This window comes from Pseudomonas sp. AC211 (assembly GCF_979258055.1).
In genome coordinates this window covers 2,140,731-2,160,322 of the sequence record NZ_OZ409830.1, presented here as the reverse complement: position 1 = coordinate 2,160,322, position 19,592 = coordinate 2,140,731, and the positions used below count along the sequence as shown (strand labels likewise).

Annotated in this window: 14 protein-coding genes and 1 pseudogene; 1 reads left to right on the top strand and 14 read right to left on the bottom strand. The window is 57.3% G+C overall.

The features are described from left to right. Window positions 1-29 precede the first annotated feature (29 nt). Window positions 30-935: a type VI secretion system-associated lipoprotein TagQ gene (tagQ, locus tag ACZZZP_RS10310; RefSeq protein WP_463382629.1), complete on the top strand. Its 906-nt coding sequence runs from the start codon at window positions 30-32 to the stop codon at window positions 933-935. Between the two features lie 305 nt (window positions 936-1,240). On the opposite strand, the gene ACZZZP_RS10305 is transcribed toward tagQ, so the two are convergent. From ACZZZP_RS10305 to ACZZZP_RS10240, 14 genes and pseudogenes are all read right to left on the bottom strand, one after another. After that, window positions 1,241-3,274 carry a calcium-binding protein gene (locus tag ACZZZP_RS10305; protein ID WP_463536495.1) on the bottom strand — a complete coding sequence of 678 codons (2,034 nt, stop codon included), beginning with the start codon at window positions 3,272-3,274 and terminating at the stop codon, window positions 1,241-1,243. Then, window positions 3,264-3,947 (bottom strand): Ig-like domain-containing protein, encoded by a 684-nt coding sequence (locus ACZZZP_RS10300; protein ID WP_463536494.1) that lies wholly within the window; start codon window positions 3,945-3,947, stop codon window positions 3,264-3,266. The genes ACZZZP_RS10305 and ACZZZP_RS10300 overlap by 11 nt, the downstream gene beginning before the upstream one ends. Window positions 3,948-3,969: 22 nt before the next feature. Next, window positions 3,970-5,034 carry a fibronectin type III domain-containing protein gene (locus ACZZZP_RS10295; protein WP_463536493.1) on the bottom strand — a complete coding sequence of 355 codons (1,065 nt, stop codon included), beginning with the start codon at window positions 5,032-5,034 and terminating at the stop codon, window positions 3,970-3,972. Further along, on the bottom strand, window positions 4,943-5,266 hold the full coding sequence (locus ACZZZP_RS10290; RefSeq protein WP_463536492.1) for an Ig domain-containing protein: 324 nt from the start codon (window positions 5,264-5,266) through the stop codon (window positions 4,943-4,945). Before ACZZZP_RS10290 ends, ACZZZP_RS10295 begins: the two co-directional genes overlap by 92 nt. Window positions 5,267-5,426: 160 nt before the next feature. Further along, entirely contained in the window at window positions 5,427-6,206 is a 780-nt protein-coding gene (locus ACZZZP_RS10285; protein WP_463536491.1) for a hypothetical protein, read from the bottom strand. Then, entirely contained in the window at window positions 6,127-6,549 is a 423-nt protein-coding gene (locus ACZZZP_RS10280) for a hypothetical protein (RefSeq protein ID WP_463536490.1), read from the bottom strand. Before ACZZZP_RS10280 ends, ACZZZP_RS10285 begins: the two co-directional genes overlap by 80 nt. A 292-nt stretch (window positions 6,550-6,841) precedes the next feature. Continuing rightward, the gene (locus tag ACZZZP_RS10275; RefSeq protein WP_463382627.1) at window positions 6,842-7,207 is read right to left on the bottom strand and encodes a hypothetical protein; all 366 of its coding nucleotides are present in this window, start codon (window positions 7,205-7,207) and stop codon (window positions 6,842-6,844) included. Continuing rightward, window positions 7,204-7,530 (bottom strand): annotated as a pseudogene (locus ACZZZP_RS10270) (hypothetical protein); the annotation flags it as partial. The pseudogene ACZZZP_RS10270 and the gene ACZZZP_RS10275, both read right to left, overlap by 4 nt. An 87-nt stretch (window positions 7,531-7,617) precedes the next feature. Beyond that, window positions 7,618-8,193 carry an RHS repeat-associated core domain-containing protein gene (locus ACZZZP_RS10265; protein WP_463536489.1) on the bottom strand — a complete coding sequence of 192 codons (576 nt, stop codon included), beginning with the start codon at window positions 8,191-8,193 and terminating at the stop codon, window positions 7,618-7,620. Continuing rightward, window positions 8,180-9,973, bottom strand: coding sequence for a hypothetical protein (locus ACZZZP_RS10260; RefSeq protein WP_463536488.1), 1,794 nt, complete (start codon window positions 9,971-9,973; stop codon window positions 8,180-8,182). Before ACZZZP_RS10260 ends, ACZZZP_RS10265 begins: the two co-directional genes overlap by 14 nt. A gap of 22 nt (window positions 9,974-9,995) precedes the next feature. Continuing rightward, complete coding sequence (locus ACZZZP_RS10255; RefSeq protein ID WP_463536487.1) at window positions 9,996-10,331, bottom strand: hypothetical protein; 336 nt, start codon at window positions 10,329-10,331, stop codon at window positions 9,996-9,998. Next, window positions 10,328-11,263, bottom strand: coding sequence for a hypothetical protein (locus ACZZZP_RS10250; protein WP_463536486.1), 936 nt, complete (start codon window positions 11,261-11,263; stop codon window positions 10,328-10,330). Before ACZZZP_RS10250 ends, ACZZZP_RS10255 begins: the two co-directional genes overlap by 4 nt. Window positions 11,264-11,490: 227 nt before the next feature. Further along, window positions 11,491-14,559 (bottom strand): hypothetical protein, encoded by a 3,069-nt coding sequence (locus ACZZZP_RS10245; protein WP_463536485.1) that lies wholly within the window; start codon window positions 14,557-14,559, stop codon window positions 11,491-11,493. Next, window positions 14,525-19,525 (bottom strand): fibronectin type III domain-containing protein, encoded by a 5,001-nt coding sequence (locus ACZZZP_RS10240; protein WP_463536484.1) that lies wholly within the window; start codon window positions 19,523-19,525, stop codon window positions 14,525-14,527. Before ACZZZP_RS10240 ends, ACZZZP_RS10245 begins: the two co-directional genes overlap by 35 nt. Window positions 19,526-19,592: the final 67 nt, after the last annotated feature.

Genomic DNA, 19,592 nt, shown 5'->3' with positions numbered 1-19,592 from the left:
ACACACAACACCAAGAACGGGAAAAAACCATGAAGCAGGCAAGCATCAACAAAACACTCAACATGTCGGCACGTATGGCGGTGTCCTTTCTGGCCGCCAGCTGCATCTTCATCAGCGGTTGCGCCAGCACCGGCCCCACCTCGAAAGTAGCGGCCACCACCACCGCCCAGTACTACCCAGCGTGCTACGAACCGGTATCGCACCTGCGCGGTACCGAAGACGCGGTGAAAAACTCGGCCGTTACCGGCGCCATCGCCGGTGGCCTGATCGGCGGTCTGGCCGGCGGTTTGTCCGGTGACGACCACGCCGCACGCAACGCCCTGATCGGCGCAGCCGGCGGCGCCCTGGTCGGCGGCGCAGCGGGTTACTACGTCGAGAAGCAAAAACAGATCACCGACGACAACCAGCGCATCGGCTCCTACGCCACCGACATCGACCGCAGCACCGGCGAAATCGACCGCAGCGTCGGCTACGCCAAAGCCGCCCAAGCCTGCTACCAGCGCGAATTCGCCAGCCTGCGCGATGCCCGCAAAGCCAAGAAAATCAGCGAAGCCGACGGCCGCGCCCACCTGGCCGAAATCGTCAGCGGCCTGAAAGAAACCAACGCCCTGCTCGCCGCCGCTGACGGCCGCACCGGCGAAGACCTCGACGCCTACACCCAAGCCTACGAAAAGGACCTGATCGCCGTTGGCGTGCAGCGCGACACCGTAGCCAAAGTGGCTGAAGCGGACGCCGGCAAGAAAGTGACCGTCACCAAAGCCCAACGCGCCAAAGTATCGACCCAGGCCGTCGCCACCGAGAAAGCCGCGCAAAAAGCGCAAACCTCGCGCACCGAAAGCCAGAAAGTCGCCACACAAGGCAAAACCATGATCAACGACGTGTGCAACAACCCCGATATGGGTGACTGGGCACCGGAGAGCTGCGCTAAGGCGTAACGAAACAGCGCTTAGCTAGCGCAAACGCCAAAGCGGCGTCATCGGGGCCCCATAGGGGTTTTGGTGATGCCGCTTTTTTTTGCGCGTTGATTATTCACCGGCACAGAAACAAGCAAAGACAACGAAGCGCTGAAGAGGTGATGTTGGCGCCTTGCGCAAAAACGCTCGCCCCGAAAGGCGAGCTTTTTGTCTTACTTCCAGGCCGTCGCGAGTGCGGCTGCCAGTTGTTGCCGCTGCGCTTCGGTGCGATCCGCACTGGTCGAGGATTCATGCTGGCCATTACAGCTCGAAGTGCTTCGACACGGTCAAGAGGTCATGACCAGACCGTTGCCTAGTTCGATGCGCTCGATGAGGTTGGCAGGCGTTTTGTACCACCCGGTGATTTGCACCTGATCCGTTCCTTTGACCAGGCGCAAGTCATCACCTGACTTAACCAACCACAGCTCCTCGGTCGTCCATGAGGTATCGAACACCAAGCGGTCTACGTCGGCCACATTGCCGCCGTCTGAGATGATGTCTTTGCCATCGCCCTCAGAGAAACGGTAGGTATCGCCGCCGGTGCCGCCCAGCAGCACGTCGTTGCCTGCCTCGCCGATCAGCACGTCCGCATCGACGCTGCCGATGATGCGGTTGCTGCCTGCGCCTGCGTTGATTTGCGCGATGCCAAGCAAACGCACGGTGGAGAAGTCCAAGGTGTTGGAGCTGGTGGCGACTATTCGGTTGAAACCGCCGTCGCCATCAATCACCTCGATGCCGTTCACCGATGAGAAGCCAGTGACGTTCAACACATCATCGCCGGGGCCACCGCGAATCGTGTCGACGCCCAATCCACCGGCGTAACCGTCCGCCTCGCCGCTGTTGCCATAGAACAGGAAGACGTCATCACCTGCCCCGCCGGTCATGGAGTCGACACCTGGGCCGCCGTCGATCACGTCGTTACCGGGGCTGCCGCGAATGGAGTCGTTACCGCCCTGACCGTCAATTCGCGTGATGTTCTGCAAGACCGTGCTGGTGAAGTCGAAGGTATTGCCAGCATCGTCGCCGCTGATGACGTTTACCCCGTCGCCACCATCCACCAACTCGACGGTGGCGTCGTAGGCGAAGTAGGTAAAACCGATACGGTCATCGCCTGCGGACCCCAACACACGATCGTTGCCTTCGCCACCGGTAACCCGGTCAAAGCCTTGCACGCCGGTCACCAAGAAGGTGTCGTCGCCGCCATCGCCCAGCAGCTCGTCGTTGCCTAGTCCCCCCATGATCACGTCAGCGGCGGCAGTACCGGCGATATAGTCGTTGCCGGCCAAGCCGTCGACCAGTTCGATATTGCGCAGCTCCGTGCCGCGTAAATCGATGCGGTCGACCTCGGCCGTGCCTTCGATACGGTTTCGGCCTGGGCCACCATCGATCAATTCAACCCGCGATGCGCTGGTGTAGGCGGTGACGCGAATAACATCGTCGCCCTCGCCGCCCAGAATCCGGTCATAGCCGTCTCCGCCGTTGAAGGTATCTGATGAGCCATCGCTGCCCTCCACCATAAAGGTGTCGTCGCCGGCATTACCGAACAGGTTGTCTTTGCCGGAGCCACCGATAATCACGTCGTTGCCGCTGCCGCCATTGATAAGGTCGTCACCGCCTTTACCATCCAGAATGACCCCGCCAGCGCCTCCGGCGAGCGTGTCGTTTCCGGCTGAGCCCTGGGTAACCGGCGCTTGCGCGCCCGACGTGATCGCCCAATGCACGCGGCTGAACGACACCGGCTCCGTTGCCGGTTGGCGCAGCACGAGGGTGTCGGTGGACGGGTTGCGCACGCCAGTGAGCACCTTGCCGAACCCAAGCGCAGTGGTAGAAGCCACGCTTACACCCGCCCCCTGAACGCTAGGCGCTGCCTGCGCAGAAACCAGGGTTGCGCCGGTGTTCAGTAGTTGCGGACGCAGGGTGATGTCGACCCGCCCTTGGTTATCGGGCTCCGAGCGTGAAACCACTTGGTAGTGGCACACGAACAGCGTCTGCCCAGCCTGCTCGTTGTCGACTGTGGTCAGGGCCAGATCCTGAGGATCCAGGCCAGCAAAGTCGCTGTCTGTGCTCTGTAGTGGCAGCAATTGCAACGCTGCCGGTTGAGGCCCGTCGATGCTGCAATCGTCAACGCCCGTAACCCGAATACGTGGCGGCTGCTGCCAGTTCTCGGCGGTGAAATACAGGTATGGCTGCTCATTGAGCAAGCGCGCTTCCGACTCATCGCTGAGAGCCAGGTTGAGCATGACGCTCTGCCCCGCTTTCGGACTGCGATCCAGGCTGACCGTCACCTCAACGTGGGCCTCGCCGAACTCGTCAAGCTGCAAGGCCGCCCACTGGCGTGACCTGCACCCTTGGTGTCGAGGCTTGCAAGGTCACGCTGCAGCACGCCTGCACCGTCACGTTGTTGCTGGCGTCGCGAATTACCGCGCTGATGCGATAGCTACCCGGCGCAACGCCGGCCAGCGACCAGACGAACTGGTCAGCATCGCCGTCGTTATCTTCGGCGAGACCGCTGGCGATCAGTTGGCCATTGGCATACAGATCGATGGTCGCGGCGCTGTCTGGGTCCTGATCGGTCCACTGAACAGCTACTGCGCCACCGCTCACGGTCTGGTCTGCATTGGGCAGCACAAAGCTCAGGCTAGGGGCGTCGTCCACGCCGTTTTCGTTGATGAAGAATGTTTGCCAGTCGCTCCAGGCCGACGTAAAGCCGGTGGCATCCAGCGCACGAACTCGCCAGCGGTAGCTGCTGTTGTCTTGCAGCGCAAATGACGGCGACCAGTTCAACTCGCTCACTACCTGAGTAGCCAGCGGCTGCACGCCTTCGGGTGTGTGCAGCGCGAACTCGTACGACAGCGCATCGCCGTCAGGGTCAAGCGCTGCGTGCACTTCCAGACGCGGTGTGCGCACCTCTATCCAAGCGCCGCCTGTGGGATTGCTGACCACCGGGGTGGGCGGCGCTTCCTGATGCTGGTTGACCGTGAAACGGCCGGTCACCCAGGCGGATTCTTGCTGACCATCACTGGCCCGTAGCGCGCCAGAAGTACCGCTGGTTTTCGCTCAACGCATGCGGCACCGTCCACTGAACGGAACCCTGACTAGCGCTGAACCAGTCCGAATCCAGCCCATCGCCAGAGTCGAAACGCTCATTGCTGTCGAGTTGAATGCGGTAACGCAACGGCCGCCGCTCGGGGTCCGTTGCGGGGTCGGCACGCAGCACTACACCATCAGCCTTATCGATCTGCTGGCCGTTCAACGGCCAGGCCAGCACCGGCTCGGTGGGGGCTTCGTTGCTCAAACTGACACCGAACAAACTCGGCTCACTTGAGGTAACCAAACCGTGCTCGTCGATCGCCTCAACGCGCCACATGTAAAAGCTGTTTTCCTGCAGCTCTACAGGCGATTGCCATTCGGTGACGCCGCTGGCGCCCGGCAACAAACCTGTGACTTCGGCAACCGGCTGGGTGAAGGTTTCGTCCGCTTCGAGGAACACCTGCACGCGGTAGCTGAGCGCGTCTTCATCAAGGTCGGCGCTGTTGTTGAACTGGAAGGTCGGCCGCGTTTGCGCTACCAGGCCCATCGGCGTGGGGTTGAGCAATGTCGGGGCGGTCGGTGCGTCGTTGCTGCGGTTGATGAAGAAACGCCCGTTAACCCATTCACTGCTACCACTGCTGTGCATGACCCGCGCACGCCAGTAGTAACGGTGGTTGTCGTGCAACGTGGCATTGGGGAGTAAGTCGGCCTCGGTTACGGCCCATTCTGTATGCCCGCTGCCTTCGCTGATCTCGTCCGACTTGGCCACCAAACTGGCGAAGTTGGCGTCTTCATACAGCTCAAACCAGTAGCCGTAGTTCTTGCCCTGGCCGTTGCCGCTGTTTTGCACGCGCAACGTTGGATAAAAACTGGTGACTTCTGCGTTGTCGGCCGGTGTATCGAGCTGCGGCGGCAGCGGCGTCAGCTCGGCAGATTTGGGGTCGCTGCCTTGGTCGAACTCATTCAGGTCGCTGATGCCATCGCCGTCGAGGTCGCCGTTGCCGTCGCGGTCCAGATTGCCGAACTGCTCCAGTTCCCAGGCGTCGTCCATACCCATCGCCGTCGTTGTCACCGGCACGGAACACCCGAATGCCCACGGGCAAGGCACTTTCCAATGCGCCATCGGATGCACGGAAATTCACCACGTAGCGGCCCGCCTGACCTTGCAACGGCGTCCAGTAGAAGGTGCCGCTGCCGCCACCGTTGTCTTTAAACGTGGCGCCGGTGGGCAGCCCGGCCGCCACTAGTTTCGGCACCGTGCCGTTGGGGTCGTCGGCTCGCACCAGAAAGCTTCACCTGCCCGCCCTCATAGGTGCTGCGGTCGGTGACGGGCATAAACACAGGAGGCTTGGGGATCCTGGCGTCAGTTCACCGAATTCCACGGTGTATTGGCTGGTGGGGCTAATGTCGAACACATTGAGGAAGTAGTTGAAGGAGCGGTTATCAGCGGCCCGTTCTTTGCTCAGCCAGAGCATTGTGCCGCGACAACGCAAAGCCATCGCTGCGCACCACACGCATCAAGCCTTTGCCACCGGCGTAGGGGTCGGCCACACGGACAAAACCAAAGTCGGCGGCACCGTTTACCGCCAACGTGCGCAGCGTGGAGCCGCCAGCCAGGGCGCCGCCGAGTCGAGCGACGGGCGAGCAATCCAGACACGGTGAATTGTCGGCCTGGCCGATACTGTCGGACTCGAACACATAGAGCTCGTCGCCAACATAGCCAAGGAAATCGCGAATACGGTCCCGCCCCGAGCGGTCGACCAGCACATCGCGCAACAGGAAGTGCGCATTCACACCATCAAGCAATGACGTCAGGCGCCCGCCCAGCTCATCCGGGTGCGAGAACGACGCCGTGAAATCAATAAACTGGCCCGACAGCGTACTTTCCATAATCCAGCGGCCATTGCGGCTCTTGCCCGGCGCCACAGTGCCGAAATCGATCAGCAAGGTCGGCGAGGCCGCCGCTTCGTCGACAAAGCTCTGGTTGATTCGGAAATTGATCGCCAAGCCCTGCTCATTGCCAATGATCTTCGGCTGCGCAGACTCAATCTTCACGCTCTTCGCCTCGCCACGCCCGCTGTTACGCACGCGCACACCCAAGGTGTACGGCTCGGGCGCTTCGATGGTTGGAGTGAAGGCATCGTCAGCAATCACTTCCTTCGTCAGGAAGTAATCCAACGTCAGTTCGGGCTGGGGTTTGACCGTGATGGTGTCGGGGGTCACCGTCCAACGACTCCACCTTGCCGCCCGCGTTGTAACTCAGGCTCGCGCCCACGTTATAGCGCTTGCCCGCCAGACTCACGCCGGCCGCACCGGCGGTGGGAATGATCAACCAACGCAATACACCCGCCGCCTTGGCCGGCACCTGGCCATTGGTGACCGCTCCGTCCGCGCCGGACTGCAAGTTATTGAGGTTGTTACTGTCGTCCAGGCGGATAAAGAACGCCGCGTCTTTGGCGTTAGCGTCGGAGCTGGCTTTGACGACATGGCCGGTGTCGTCCTCGAACAGTATTTGGACTTGGAGTTGGTCGAGGGCAATGGTGTCCAGGCCGTTATTGATGCGCATCGTAGCTTCGAAGGCTTGGCGCTCAAGGGTTAGTTCCTGGGCGATTTCGATTAGGACTACTGCGCATAGTTTGTCTTCTGCCCAGGTGCTTGCGCTCCATAGGGCTAAAAAGCCTGCCATCCATTGCTTGTACATCATTACCCCACGTTTTTAGGTAGATGATGACCTACCGAATTCAACACGATTACTTAAAAAATCAGGAAAGATAAAATCTTCATACTACTCAAACTTATTCATCATTCGCCAGCACCTATCACCATATAAATCTGGCTCACCAACCTTCGCCGAGCGTTCACTTACCATCTATATAGTCCATCTCGTCAGAATTTAACCCATCTAACAATACAACTTTTCTTAAAAAATCGCCTTTAAAAACAAAACAAATCGACCCGACCAAAATAACTCTATCTTTAATGAGAAATTCGTCATCCGCGAACTCAGAGCGCACAACATGTAAAAGCTCTTCCCGACCAGTCTCTCGAGCAATCACGCTTAACAAGCGAACTGCTTTGTTTAGATCTGTCTCAGCATAACTTTGTTGACGCCCGGCATGCTCAAGAGAGACGCTGCCATTCACCAACTGCCACGAAAGAAATACGACGAGCACAACCAAAAATATCATAAATATATTTTTTGCTTTACTAGCGCATATCATCATTTAGCATCCTCATTTTTTCCTGCATCTATTGCACTATTGGCAAAGTCACCGCAATTATTTGAAGTGAGATCATAATCCGGCCGACTAGCATCGCTTTTAACTTTCTCAGCATAAGCGTTCACCTTATTATGATCAGAGTCGTCATGATAGCTGCGCCATACCGGAGCACCTTTGCAAATTTCTCGTCCAATAAAGTCGTACAGCTTTTCTAAAGAATCATCCGTGGGCTTCCCGTCTTTAAAAACCAGGTTAGGGACTCCGCGGCGCTTTACCACACCTCGCCTACCACTGTCATAGCGACCATATTCGTAATATCTCGTTGCTCCAGTTTTGGATCTACGGAAACAACGCCAGCGTGATAAAGTGGAAGCTTAATTTCGCCAAGCCCCCCAAACGGGCTCCACTCAGTGTTAATCATATAGAAAAAGACATCTGATTTTAATCGCATCCAAACCAAGGACATCAGAAAAAGTTACAGAATTGCCGTACCCATATATATAGCTATTTTCCCCGCCAGCCAGACCTATTGGATCCTGCTCTATATATCGACCTAACTCCGGGTCGTAGTCCCGGAAGTAATTATAATTGAGCCCAGTTTCTTTATCGAAATACTGTCCCGGAAAACGCAACGGACTATTTATACTGCCGTTCGTTACGATAGTCTCGCCAAAAGCTTGCGATTTAGCTCGCCATGTCACATATCCGCTTTTCAGGAAAGCGACTTCTGGCGAACCCTGATGACTAGTGCCGTAGTAGCTAACTTGAAAAGCCTGATTTTGAGCATTTGCTAATTTTGCACGAGTGAATAGTGGCTGACTCATCCATGATGCGGTAGGGTCATAAGAAAACTCCTGTAGAAGCTCGCCTTTTTCATTATACTCACCGACCAAACCTTCCTCACTGTAAAGATAGAAAATGGTAATACCCTGTTCTTGGAGGGTCTTACTAATTCGCTGCCCTAGCGGGTTATATTCATACTGAACCAAAAGCTGACTGTTTTTTGTATACTCTCACTAATCGCTCACGGAAATCATAATCGTATCTCCAGTGATCGCTTGAATCGCCGCGACTCAAACTACCATCAGCTTGCAGAGCACCACGTTCAATTAGATGTCCGTCTCGGTTGTAGCGATAGCCGATGCCATCATGGCTAATAAGTTGATTATGTGCATTGTAATGCCATTGGCCGATATCCAGTTCTTTTTCATCAAAAGCTTTATCCAGCCGATTTCCTACAGCGTCATAAGCAAACACTTCATTTTTTCGAACATCACCCTCCGAATAATTGGCTTCGGTCAACTGGTATAATTGATCGTAACCATATTTGGTTTTTCCGCCGCCGCTCTCAATGGAGGTAATGTTGCCCACCGCATCGTACTCGTATTGCCAATTGAGAATTGGGTTGCCAGCTGCATCTTTTAGCATTCGACTTTTATAGCGTTGCAAGCCATCGTAACCAATGCTGTACTGATTCCCCCCGGGAAATAAGATAGTCTGCGGCACTACCCAGTTGAAATCTTGAAAGCTAATACTACCTTCATTCGGAATACTAACTCCGGACAATCGACCATGTGGAGTATACTGGTAGAGGTACGTCTCGTGCTCAGGCGTCGTGTAGCTAATTTTTCGGCTATTTAAGTCATAGGCATAACTATAAGTCTTACTAAAAACGGGCGACGCTTTTTTGTATATGGTAGTAACATTTTCCACTCGACCTAAAGCATCGCGAGTATAACTCACCTTACTGCTCTCATCCTCATAGCTTATAAGATTATTGAGATCGCTGTAACTATAGTCGATGGTACTAACTGGAAGATCGTTACTCGCAGCCAAAGCAGTATCAAGAGTTTTTAGCCTTACCAGGCGATTATCTGCGTCATAGAAATAATCAACCACTCGGCCGCTAGGTGTCTCGAACCGCTTTAGATTTCCCATTTCGTCATAGTTATACCGCCGCTCATTAGAGGGCGTACTACTGTCTCCAACTTTAATCTCCGATATGACGAAGTCGCGCGCATCGTAGCGGAAGCGAGTGATACGACCTGAAGAATCTTTTACTTCAGTTAAATTTCCTCGCTTATCATAACTATAGTTACTTACTGCTCCGCTAGCGTCCGCTTTGCTGATCACTCGCTCACGCGCGTCGTACCTGGTCCTCAGCGAATTCGTTGCAGCATCTTTCCATTCTGACTCCAGGCCATTTTCTAGGAAAGTATAACTATCAAGCTCAGTTATCTCGTCACCTTCCGAGATGTACTTGCGCGCGTCATGTATCCGTCGATTACGATTGTCGTATTCAAAGTCATTTTTAGAGCTAGGAAAAGCAACCTGTGCCAATCGCCCGTGATCGTAGCGATACCGAATGATATTGCCTGTTTCGTCTTTGATGCTATTTAATTGACTGCGATTGTCATACTCGACTTCCCTGCGATTGCCGTACGCGTCTATAACTGCTGTTAATCGTTGACTCGCATCGTACTCAAAATTCGTTTTTAAATTCTCAACATCTTCGATAATGATCGGCAGACCTGATATATTAAGCCGGATATTCTTCTTGGCACTGTTAGGCATCGCTACGCTGTTTCGCTGCCCAAGATCGTCATAACCATATATCGTCTCTTGACCCAAGGGTGTTCTTGTACTCTTCAGGTTTCCCGTTAAGTCGTACGTTTGAGTCCAACTTTTCTTTCTAGCGTTGATTATTTTTTCAATATTGCCTTGAACATCATGGGTGTACTTCGCTTCGTAGCCTAGCGGGTCAGTCACTTTATCGTTGTTTCCCTTTTGGTCATAGCCATAGCTCCATCTGGCAGGAGGGGGTCTGCGTGGCTAAATCGCCTGAAATAATTTCCTCTTCCAGTTGACCAAGAGCGTTGTAGCTAAACGTAGAACTCGCCTCTTCCTTAAGTCCAGCAGCTTCGGTCAGCTCAGTCAAGTCGCCGTTTACGTTATAGCGGTACTTGGTTTTAATTCCCCGTTGGCTAATCTCTTCGGACACACGGTTGGTTGCTGGGTCATACCTTTTGTTGATCTCACTGCCATCGGCGTACTTAACCCTTAAAATCTGCCCAACACGGTTGTACTCCGTCAGCGTCTTATTCCCATGCGCATCAACTTCTGTCATCTGCGCCACATAAGGCGAAGGCGCTCTCCCTGCCGCTGAGATATTTCCTTACTTACCGCCAAACTTTTACCTGAAATACGATAAGCCTCAGCCACCTTACTGACATCACTGGAGCGATCCGACAGCAAATAACTACGCGTGAACTGGGTTTCCCCATCCAACTGCTCCCGAACTACCTGCCCCAATCGGTCATACCACCGCTCAGTCACCAAACCCGCCTGATCAATCTTGCGTACGTAGTACTGCTCCTGCGCATCGTCGTAGCTGTAGCTGTATTGGGTGAAACGCCCGTCCGGCAGACGACGCTGCTGTACACGGTCGTTAGTGCCAAGCACGAAGGTGGTTTTCTGTTGTAGCGGATCGGTGTAGCCGGCCAAACCATTAGTGTCGTAGCTGTAGACCCAGCGTTTGCCGAGCACGTCGACCACAGCGCTTAGGCGGTTGCCGCTGTATTCGTATTTCACTTCCCTACCGCTGTAGTCCTTAACGCTGGTGAGGTTGCCGGCGGTGTAGGTCAGGGTGATAAGGCTGTCGCCGTTGTGGTCTTTGATTTCGCTGATGCGGCCGTCGGCATTGCGTACCAGGGTGGTACGCACGCCATTGTGGTCGAGGTAAGCGGTCATCCGTCCCTGGGCGTCGTATTCGTTGCGATTGCCTTGAATGTCTTGCCAGCGGTAGCCGGCCAGGCCGTGTTGCAGGGCGGTGAGGGTGCGTTGCGGCAGGTTGTTGAAGCTGACGTCCTGGCCTTGGGCGGTGGTGCTGGAGCGCAGGTAGCTCTGGCCGGCGCGGACGATGGCGTAGGGTTTGTCGGCGTTGACGGGGTCGGCCGCACCTTGTGGAGCGGTGGCGTCGGCGGCGCCGAGAATTTCGAGGTCGTGCCAGCGTTCGTTCCATACCCATTGGCCGTTTTTCCAGCTGCGCAGTATGCGCATGGGGGGCGCCCAGGGCTTGTACTTGCAGGTCGAGCACGTCCAGTTGCAGACGGCCGTCGGCGTAATCGGGCTCGCCGAATTGATGGTCGATACCCGGCTTGGCTTGCGCCACGCCGGCCAGCATAGCCAACACACCTGCGTACAACCACAGGCTAAAAGTTTTCTTGCTCACGTGCGCACTCCCTTGCAGCCCTTCCGTCATGCGGAAGGGCTCTCCCATCGTTTAATTATTTACCGCCGCCGTTGGCGCCCGGGCAGTTGCCTGTTTTGCATTGCACATCGGGCACGCATTGCTGGGTGGTGATTGGCGTTGGCTTGGGTATAAAGCTGCCGCCACTGCCACCCCAGCCGCCCCAACCGCCAGCCCCGCCACCGCCACCTGAGCTGCCACCACCACCGCTCGCGCTGCAGGCGGTGCCGGAGGAGAACCAACCAACGTTGGCTTTGCCCGGCACCTGCACGCCGTTAGCGCAATAGCTGCTGTATGACACGGTGCCTTGGTAGTTGAAGTTCCAGCAGCCGGCGGCGCCGTTTAGTACGTCGTCGGGGTCGAAGCTTTGTAGGGCGACGACGCGGTACGGAACGATCAGCACCTCGCCGGGGTACAGCGTGTTGGGCACCGGGCGCAGGTATTCAATTTTCGCTCGGGTGTCACCGGTGGGCAGGCTGGCTTTGACTTCGTCGGCGCGGATCAGCCCGTAGTTGGTGAGGGTCAATTCGCCTTGAAGCACATCGCCCTTGCGCATGGCTGGCAGGTTGATCGCTAGCGGCTCGATCAATACCAACGCGGTTGGCACATTGGTTTTGAAGGTGGCGTCGAGGATGACTTCGTAACGGTCTTCGAGGGTGATTTCCTTCACCGACCATTCAACCGTCACCAGCTTGCTCATCAGGAACACCGGCTCGGCCTGGGTCATTCCGGGCTTGATCCACAGCTGTCCGGCGAGGTCGTCGTGGTCCCAGGCGGAGATGCGGTAGGTGTATTCGCCAGCCGGAATATTCTCCAGCAGCGCCTGGCCGCGGGCGTCGCTGGTGATGCTGTATTCCTCGGTTAGCACGTTGCGGTTTTGCAGTTTGATCTTCGCACCGGCCAAGCCCGGAATCAGCGTGCCGTTGTCGGCTTTGGTGCCGGTATAGATGTCCGATACCTGGAAGATCACTCCGCCCTGCCCCGACTGCGTAACCGCGGCTTCCATGGCGACATCCACCGGCGCGTGGTTGTCGCTTTGCAGACGCAGGGTGACGTAGTAGTTGCCTTCAAGCACGGTGTCGCCCGGTTTGAACGCGATGCTGATAGGCGTACCGGCGCCAACGGCAAGGTCACCTAGGCGTTCTGCGCTGCGCAGGCTGAGCCACGCCGGCATAACACCGCCTTCGCTGTTAAGCAGGCTGAGACGGACGTTGCGAAGCACGTCGAGACCGGTGTTTTTCAGGTTGATGGTTTCCACCTGTTCTTCACCGCCGCGCTTGAGGCCGGTACGGATCTGGTTCGGGCTAAGGCTGATGACGGGCCGCGCTTCTACCAGGCTGTACTGGATGCGCGTTTGACCCAGTGGTTTGCTCAGACCGTCGGCGACGATGCGGTAGTCCAGCAAACCGTTGGCGGCTGCGCTGTTGTCACCGCTGATGCGCAGCGTGAGATTGCCGCGCTTTTTCGCCGCCAGGTTCATGGCCGGGCTGAGCTGCACTTTTATGCCGGTGGGCAAGCCAGTGCTGCCGGCCGGTTTGATGTATTCCAGGCGCAGGTTGTTGAGCGCGGTGTCGTAACCCGCATCGACCACGATGCTTACCAGTTGCTCGTAATTGCGCGGGAATTGGGTAGTGACGCTGGCAGGCGAGAACGAGGCGCCCATGACCAGGAACTGGCCTTGCTGCGCCCGGGTGGAAATACCCGGGTGAACGATGGACACCTGGTAAGTGCCAGAGTCGTCTGCCGCCGTCTGGTGCTCGTAGCTGAAGGCGCCGTTGGCGTCGGTGGTAACGCTGATAACGCGTTCGAAACCGCGCACCGTGAGCACCACATTGAGCTCCACAGCGGCCAACGGCTGATTGCCGTCACGCGTGAGGGCACGGCCGGTGATGGTCAGCTTGTCGCCCGCCTGCACTTGCTGCGCCGAGATCTTCGTGAGCTCGCCGTAGTACGGGCTTTCCACCAGCGTTACTTCGCGACTGCTGCGCAGACCACGAATTTTCAGCTCGGTGGGCAGCCCGGTTTGGTAGTGCAGGAAGTCGGCTTCCAGGCGCACGCGCACCTGGTCCGGCGCGGCCGCTGGTACGTCGATGTTGAACGGACCGGTCTCCAGCACATCAAGCGCGCCAACGCGGGCGACGGTGCGGCCGTCACGCACGGTGACCAGGCCATTGCCGATGGCCGCTTTCAGCGGTTTGCTCGACAGCACGTTGCCTTTCAGGTCCTCCAGCACCAGACGCATTTCGTCTGAAGCCTGAGTGCCGCTGGCTTTGGCTGTGACCAGTTCGGTCGCGACTTCGCTTGGGTTTTCGATGCGCAAACGCACCTGGCCAACACCACCACGGGTGAGGTCATCGGCGAGCACCTGAACCAGCAAAGCGCTCTCCCCGGCGTCCATTGTTTGGCTCTGCTGAATCAGTGCTTCTTCACCAGCCATTGGCGCGTAAATGAGTTCACTGCTCAGCGCTACCACGCCGGTAAGTTCCGGATAGCCACCGATCACCAGCGGCACCTCGGTCAAGCCGCCTGCGGCTATATCGAAGTACTCGGACAGGTGCGGTGTTGGCGTGCCGTTGACATCCACATTGATCCGCAAGCGCAGATGTGTGAGTGCCTGCGGGCTGTTGTTGGTAATGCGGTAGTGAACGGTGTTGAACACGCCGCGTTGCAGCTGTTGGTCCGGGCGCAGCTCGGCTTTAACGGCGGGTAGGAGCAAGGTGTGGGGGATGCTTTCGACGCCTTGCGCGTCCACGGCGGTGACGCTGTAGCGGCGGTCTGAGGTTAGTGGCAATGTCAGGCCTTGATCCTGATATTGCTTGGCTTGCAGCGGTTGCGCGTTGAGCTTTTGCTGCGCGCCGTCGGCTCCGACGTAGAGGTTGTAGCCCACTACGTTTTTGCCGCTGTGATCCCACGCCAGTGCAGGTGCCTGGCCGTCGCGCAGCACAATTTTCAGGTCACGTACCGGCAACAATGTGCTGTTGAGGTACACGCTTTGTGCAGGCTCAGACTCGTTACCGGCGGCGTCCACAGCCGTGACGGTATAGGCGTGCTCGGTGTCCGAGGGCTTGCCGTCACGGGCGATCAGCTCGGGTATAGCGGTTTGCAAAGCGGCGCGACCCACAATGCTTATTGGGGGCACCTTGAGCGACATCGGCGCGATAGAGGTTGTACGCATAAGTGCCCGGCTGCTCTGGCGACTGCCAACGCAGAACAACGCCTGAACCATTCAGCTCTGCCTGCAGCTCGCTCGGAGCAGCCGGCACTTCGCTGTCGACCTCGACGCGAACTTCCGTGCTCGGCTGGCTTGAGGCCTCTTTACCCTCATGCTCACGAATGCTTGTGACCTGGTAGAAATACACGCCATCGGCCATGCCAGCGGTAGGCAGATTGTCTTCGTAGCGAGGCTCTCTGACCCGCGCCACTTCCAGGAACTCGGACTCCGCTTCGGCACGCCGCAGCACCTGGTACAGCGTGGACTCGGACACGGCTTGCCAGGTTAGGGCAACACGTCCAGACGGTAGTGCCTTGCCCACAAGGCCTTGCGGGATGTCCAGCGGCGGCAAGTTGCCTTGATACACCTGGAAATCACGACGCCCCTGAATGCGCTCGCTCTTGTTACCTAAATCGTCAGTGGCCAGATACGCAAAACCGAGACGGTCTACCTGATGCTTTCCGGCTTCCACTGGCACACGGAAACTGCCGGTGAAGATCGGACTGCCCGGTTGCGACTGCGCGTCCAGTTTCAATGCTATGGGGCCACCGAAGGCCTGGCCGTTGAGTTGTGGGGTGAGCTGCGGCAAGCCGGTAGGGTCTTCGCTCAGACGCAGGATTACTTGCATTTCACGGCCCAGGTTGTTGGCCACCAGGTTTTCCACCGGGCTTTCTGGCAGCAGCGAGAGCTGCTGCACATCCAGTCCTTGCGTGTCGACGCGCAAGGTTCTGCCAAGGCCTATGTCGGTGCCTTCGTTGCCCACCGTGTCGTACGCCGATACCCGCGCATACAACAGGCCGGACGGCAGCGACGTGCTGATATCGAAACTGCCCTGGTAATACAGCGGATCGTTCGCGGCCTGGCTCATGCGTACCGGAATGGAGGTGCCTTCGGGCAAGTCCAGACTAAGGAACGGCGCATTACGCAGCACCTCGCTCATCTGCATGCGGACATCCACCCGCGCCGGCGCAAAGCGAGCATCGCCGGATACGCTGCCTTGTGAACTGTAGGTAATGGTGAGTACTTGCGGCGCCACGCGGTCGGCCACTGCCGATTTTTGGACGGACAAGGCGCTTTCCGAATTCACCTTGTTGACGCTGCTGACCCGGTAGTAATACGTGCCGTCGATTGTCGGCTTGTGCGTATAGCCAAGCGCCGTCAGCGGTGTGGTGTTCAGCCGCGTTACGCCCGCTTCATTTGCAAGGGTGAAAGGCTGGCTAGACACATAAAGGTTGTAACCAACCGCGGTTCCTTTGGCGACCGCCGACCAGCTCATCTGTACGACACCCTGGGTTTTGCTCAAGGCTTGCAAACCCGCAGGCGCGTCTGGCTGCGTGGTGTCGAGGGTCACACTCAACGGCGTACTGCTTTCACCAAAGTTGCTGCGGCTGGCGTGACGAAGACGCGCCACCAGCTCGTTTTCGCCTTCTTTCAAGGTAACCGGCAAAAGCGCTTCACCAGTGCTGCCAAGGCTGACTTCGGCGGACTGCAGTTCGTCGTTCAACTCAACCTGAGCACTGGCACCCGCTTGCCCGCGAATCACGAGCACTTGCTGCGCAGTGTTGGTAGTTGCCAATTGGCTTTGCAGACGCAACGTGGGCTTGGCCGGCTCGGCCAGATCGACCTCCAGCTCGACGCTGGTTTCGCTGGTGTTGTCCAGCGTGTCGACCAGCTTGATGGTGAGCACATGGTCGCCATCGGCAATGCGCGTCAGGTCGAGCGCCTGCTTGTAAGCAGTTCCAGACTGGACGGCTTGACCCAGCGGCTGGCCATCAAGGCTCAGCTCTACACGAGCAATACCGGACTCGTCACGCGCTTGCGCTTGCAGCTCGCCCAACGTCTCCAGCTCGCCGCCGCCAAGCAGATTCACAACGCCGGCGACGCCGTCCCACTGCAGCGCGGTCAGAACCGGTCCTACGGTATCGGCATTGGGTTTGACGCTGACAGGCTGTACCTGAGGGTTTTCTCCGCCGGATGTGTTCACGGTCGTAACGGCAACATAGTAGGTCTGGCCGTTTTGCAGACCGGCAACGGAGCCAGTTAGCTGCGCGGCGGTACGCGTTAAACGTGGGCTCATGCCAGCCACCGAAGTAAACGGCGCATCCGCTACGTAAATCCGATAGGCACTGACCGCAGCGGTAGGTTGCGAGGCGAGCCATTTCGCATCAAAGCGACTGGAAAACGCCTCAACCTCGAGCCCTTGAGGATTGGCCAGCCAGGTGACACCAGGGTTTCGCACACCTGTGCTTTCGTTGCCGTCGTTATCGACTGCCGCCAGTTTCAAAGAGTAGGTGGTGGCAGGGTCCAGGTTGCCCAGGGTGTAACGCAAACCGTCCGCTAACTCGGCTAATGGCAGATTGATGCGTTGTTCACCGTTAGCGCCGACATACAGCGCGTAACCGGCCAAATCCGCGGCACCGTTGGCACTGGCATTCCAGCTCAGCTGTAGCTGCTGGGCGCCAGTAGTCACTTGAAGATTGCCGGCCTCCTCGGGGGCAATAACATCTTCAGGGGTGACGGATTGTGAGATGACAGTGGCCTGTTGCAGCCCCTGCTGATCTACCGCCAGCACGGCGTAATACCGCGGTTCTTTACGCGTCAGCCCGTTGAGAGTGACCTGCTTTGTGCCTGCGACCACTGTTTGCAGCAGTTGCGCACTCGCCACCGTGGTGAATGGCGCCGCCGCGCTGTAAATGCGGTACTCCTGTATGTCGTTGCCGTTGGCAACCTCGTCATATCCCGGCCAGGACAACTTGAGGGCCGTACCGCTGCCCTTAGGCTCGGCATTCCACGCCACCAAGCCAGGGGCTTGATCATCGAAGCGAATCTGGAACGACGTTTTCGGACTGACGTTGCCGGCGGCATCGGTTTGATCGACGGTGAACGCGTTGTCACCAGGAACTAGCGTTAGGTCGGTTTGCCAGGTTTTGGCACTAACCGTACTCGTGTACTGCACGGTGCCGGCGGCATTGCGGATCCGTAACGTGCCGTTTGCTTCCTTAGTGCCGGTGAAGCGTTGTTTCGCGCTGGTTGTCACCGCAGGGAAAGTATTCACCACGATTGCAGCGGGCGGGGTGTAGTCGAGGGTGAAGCTGGACGCGCCGGTGCGCAGGTTGCCGAATTTGTCTTGCAGGCGAACGTCGTAGCTGTAGCTGCCCTCTAGCAAGGGGCTGTTAAGCGTCAAAACGAGTTTGCCTGTTTCTTCTGTCAGACGACCCGACAGGGTGTTGCCGGCTAGTGTCAGCGCTATGGAACTGTTAGCCAGATCCAAACCGCTGCCGGCTTCGGTGTACGTGACCCATACAGCAGCAGGTACTAGGCGGATATTGCCTGAGTGGGAATAGCCATTGAGACCCGGCTTGATGCTGTCGACATCGAACTTCAATGTCGCTGTTGATGCGGACGGATTGCCGGCCTCATCGCGCGCGATTATCTGCAGGTCGCTTTTGCCTTCTGGCAGCGGGTAATCGGGAATGCTCCACTCGCTATTGCCCAACGGCACTTTCAGTACGCCGTTTACATAAACTTCTGTCTGATCTTCTCGATTGCCCGTGATGGTGGTTTTGCGGACGGTCAGTTGGTTCACGGCAGGCGCAACCAAGGGTGTGAGGATTTGCGGAACTTCCGGAGAGCTCTGGTCGATGACAAAGGTGCGCAGGTAGATGTCGCTTTCTTCGTCCTCAACTCCATTGCCATCTTGGTCCATGCCTCGACCTTGGGCAGAGCGAACGCCTGCAACTCGCAGCTGATAAGTACCGTCAGGGAGCGCCTCATCGAACATAAAGAGGTACTTGGCGGGGGTGAGAGCCCGGAAACTGCTATAGACTCCGGCTCCCCCCGGACCTTGCAACCAGACGGTCTCTGAACTGACGGAGTGAGGATCAACGGCACCGTTGAAGTCCACAGTGAACTGGTAGACGTCCTGGTTGATGGTGTCGGTGAAGCTGGTGCCTAGAACGGCGGTGGAGCCAATCCTGTATTCGAGGTGTAAAGAGCCGACGCCGCCAGTGGCCGAACCGGTTCCTGGTGCAACACTGACTTGACTGAAGACGTCAATGCCCACCATACCAGCATGGTAAATGGCGATACGTCCACCTGCGCCGCCGCCTCCACTGTAAGTACCGTTTGCCCCGATTGCTTGAATTCGAGTTGTGCTGCTGCCAAGAAGCTGCTGAGCGTTAATCCAGAGCGAGCCGCCTGCGCCACCACCACCCCAGTCCGAGGCACCATTTGCAAGCAGCCGGCCATCGAGTTTTAACACTCTAGCCACAATGGCGAGCGCTCCGCCGCCATGGGCGCCGTCGCCGTATCCCGCCCGTCCATCACCGCCAAAAGTTGTTGGCATCCGCTTATCGCCAAAAGCTGGCGCAGGCGTATGCGCGTAACACCCTCCCAGCCCCCCATGACTACCTCCGCAGTTATAATCGGAGACTGACGGATCTCGTCGTCCCTTCCCCGTAACATCTATTTGCGAGGTTTCGTCAACTTCGAAGGTGTCGGCGACAAGGTGGATAGCTTCGCCCATAGGAGAGGTCAGCGTAGAAGTACTACGCATAACGATCGAGTCGTAAGCCAAGGAACCTGCAAGGGTGAGCGTGGATTTCTCCAATACCAACTGACTGTGATTGCCTGCGGGATCGAAGGGCATTTCGCCTTTAAGCTCGCCTGCTACGTTGGTCCAACGAAGGGTGCCCGTATAGGGAGCAGAACTTATATCCAAGACCGCGGCAGGGGCATTGGTAGAGATGCCCTCATTGTTAAATATCAATTCTTCTTTATGGTTGGACACATCTTTGAGATAGACAGAGCCAGCACCTCCGGCACTGCCGCCACTACTACCTGAAGGTCCGCCTTTGCCCACACCTGACTCGCCAGCGAGCCAGAAGTCAGCGCACCGTAGTACAGTGCTACTCGCCCTCCGCCGCCAC

Coding starts and splice junctions, on each gene's coding strand:
- ACZZZP_RS10295 (WP_463536493.1), bottom strand. CDS start 5,034: ATGGACGACGCCTGGGAACTGGAGCAGTTCGGCAATCTGGACCGCGAC.
- ACZZZP_RS10255 (WP_463536487.1), bottom strand. CDS start 10,331: ATGACAGAAGTTGATGCGCATGGGAATAAGACGCTGACGGAGTACAAC.
- ACZZZP_RS10250 (WP_463536486.1), bottom strand. CDS start 11,263: ATGCGCATACTGCGCAGCTGGAAAAACGGCCAATGGGTATGGAACGAA.
- ACZZZP_RS10275 (WP_463382627.1), bottom strand. CDS start 7,207: ATGATGATATGCGCTAGTAAAGCAAAAAATATATTTATGATATTTTTG.
- ACZZZP_RS10280 (WP_463536490.1), bottom strand. CDS start 6,549: ATGCGCATCAATAACGGCCTGGACACCATTGCCCTCGACCAACTCCAA.
- tagQ (WP_463382629.1), top strand. CDS start 30: ATGAAGCAGGCAAGCATCAACAAAACACTCAACATGTCGGCACGTATG.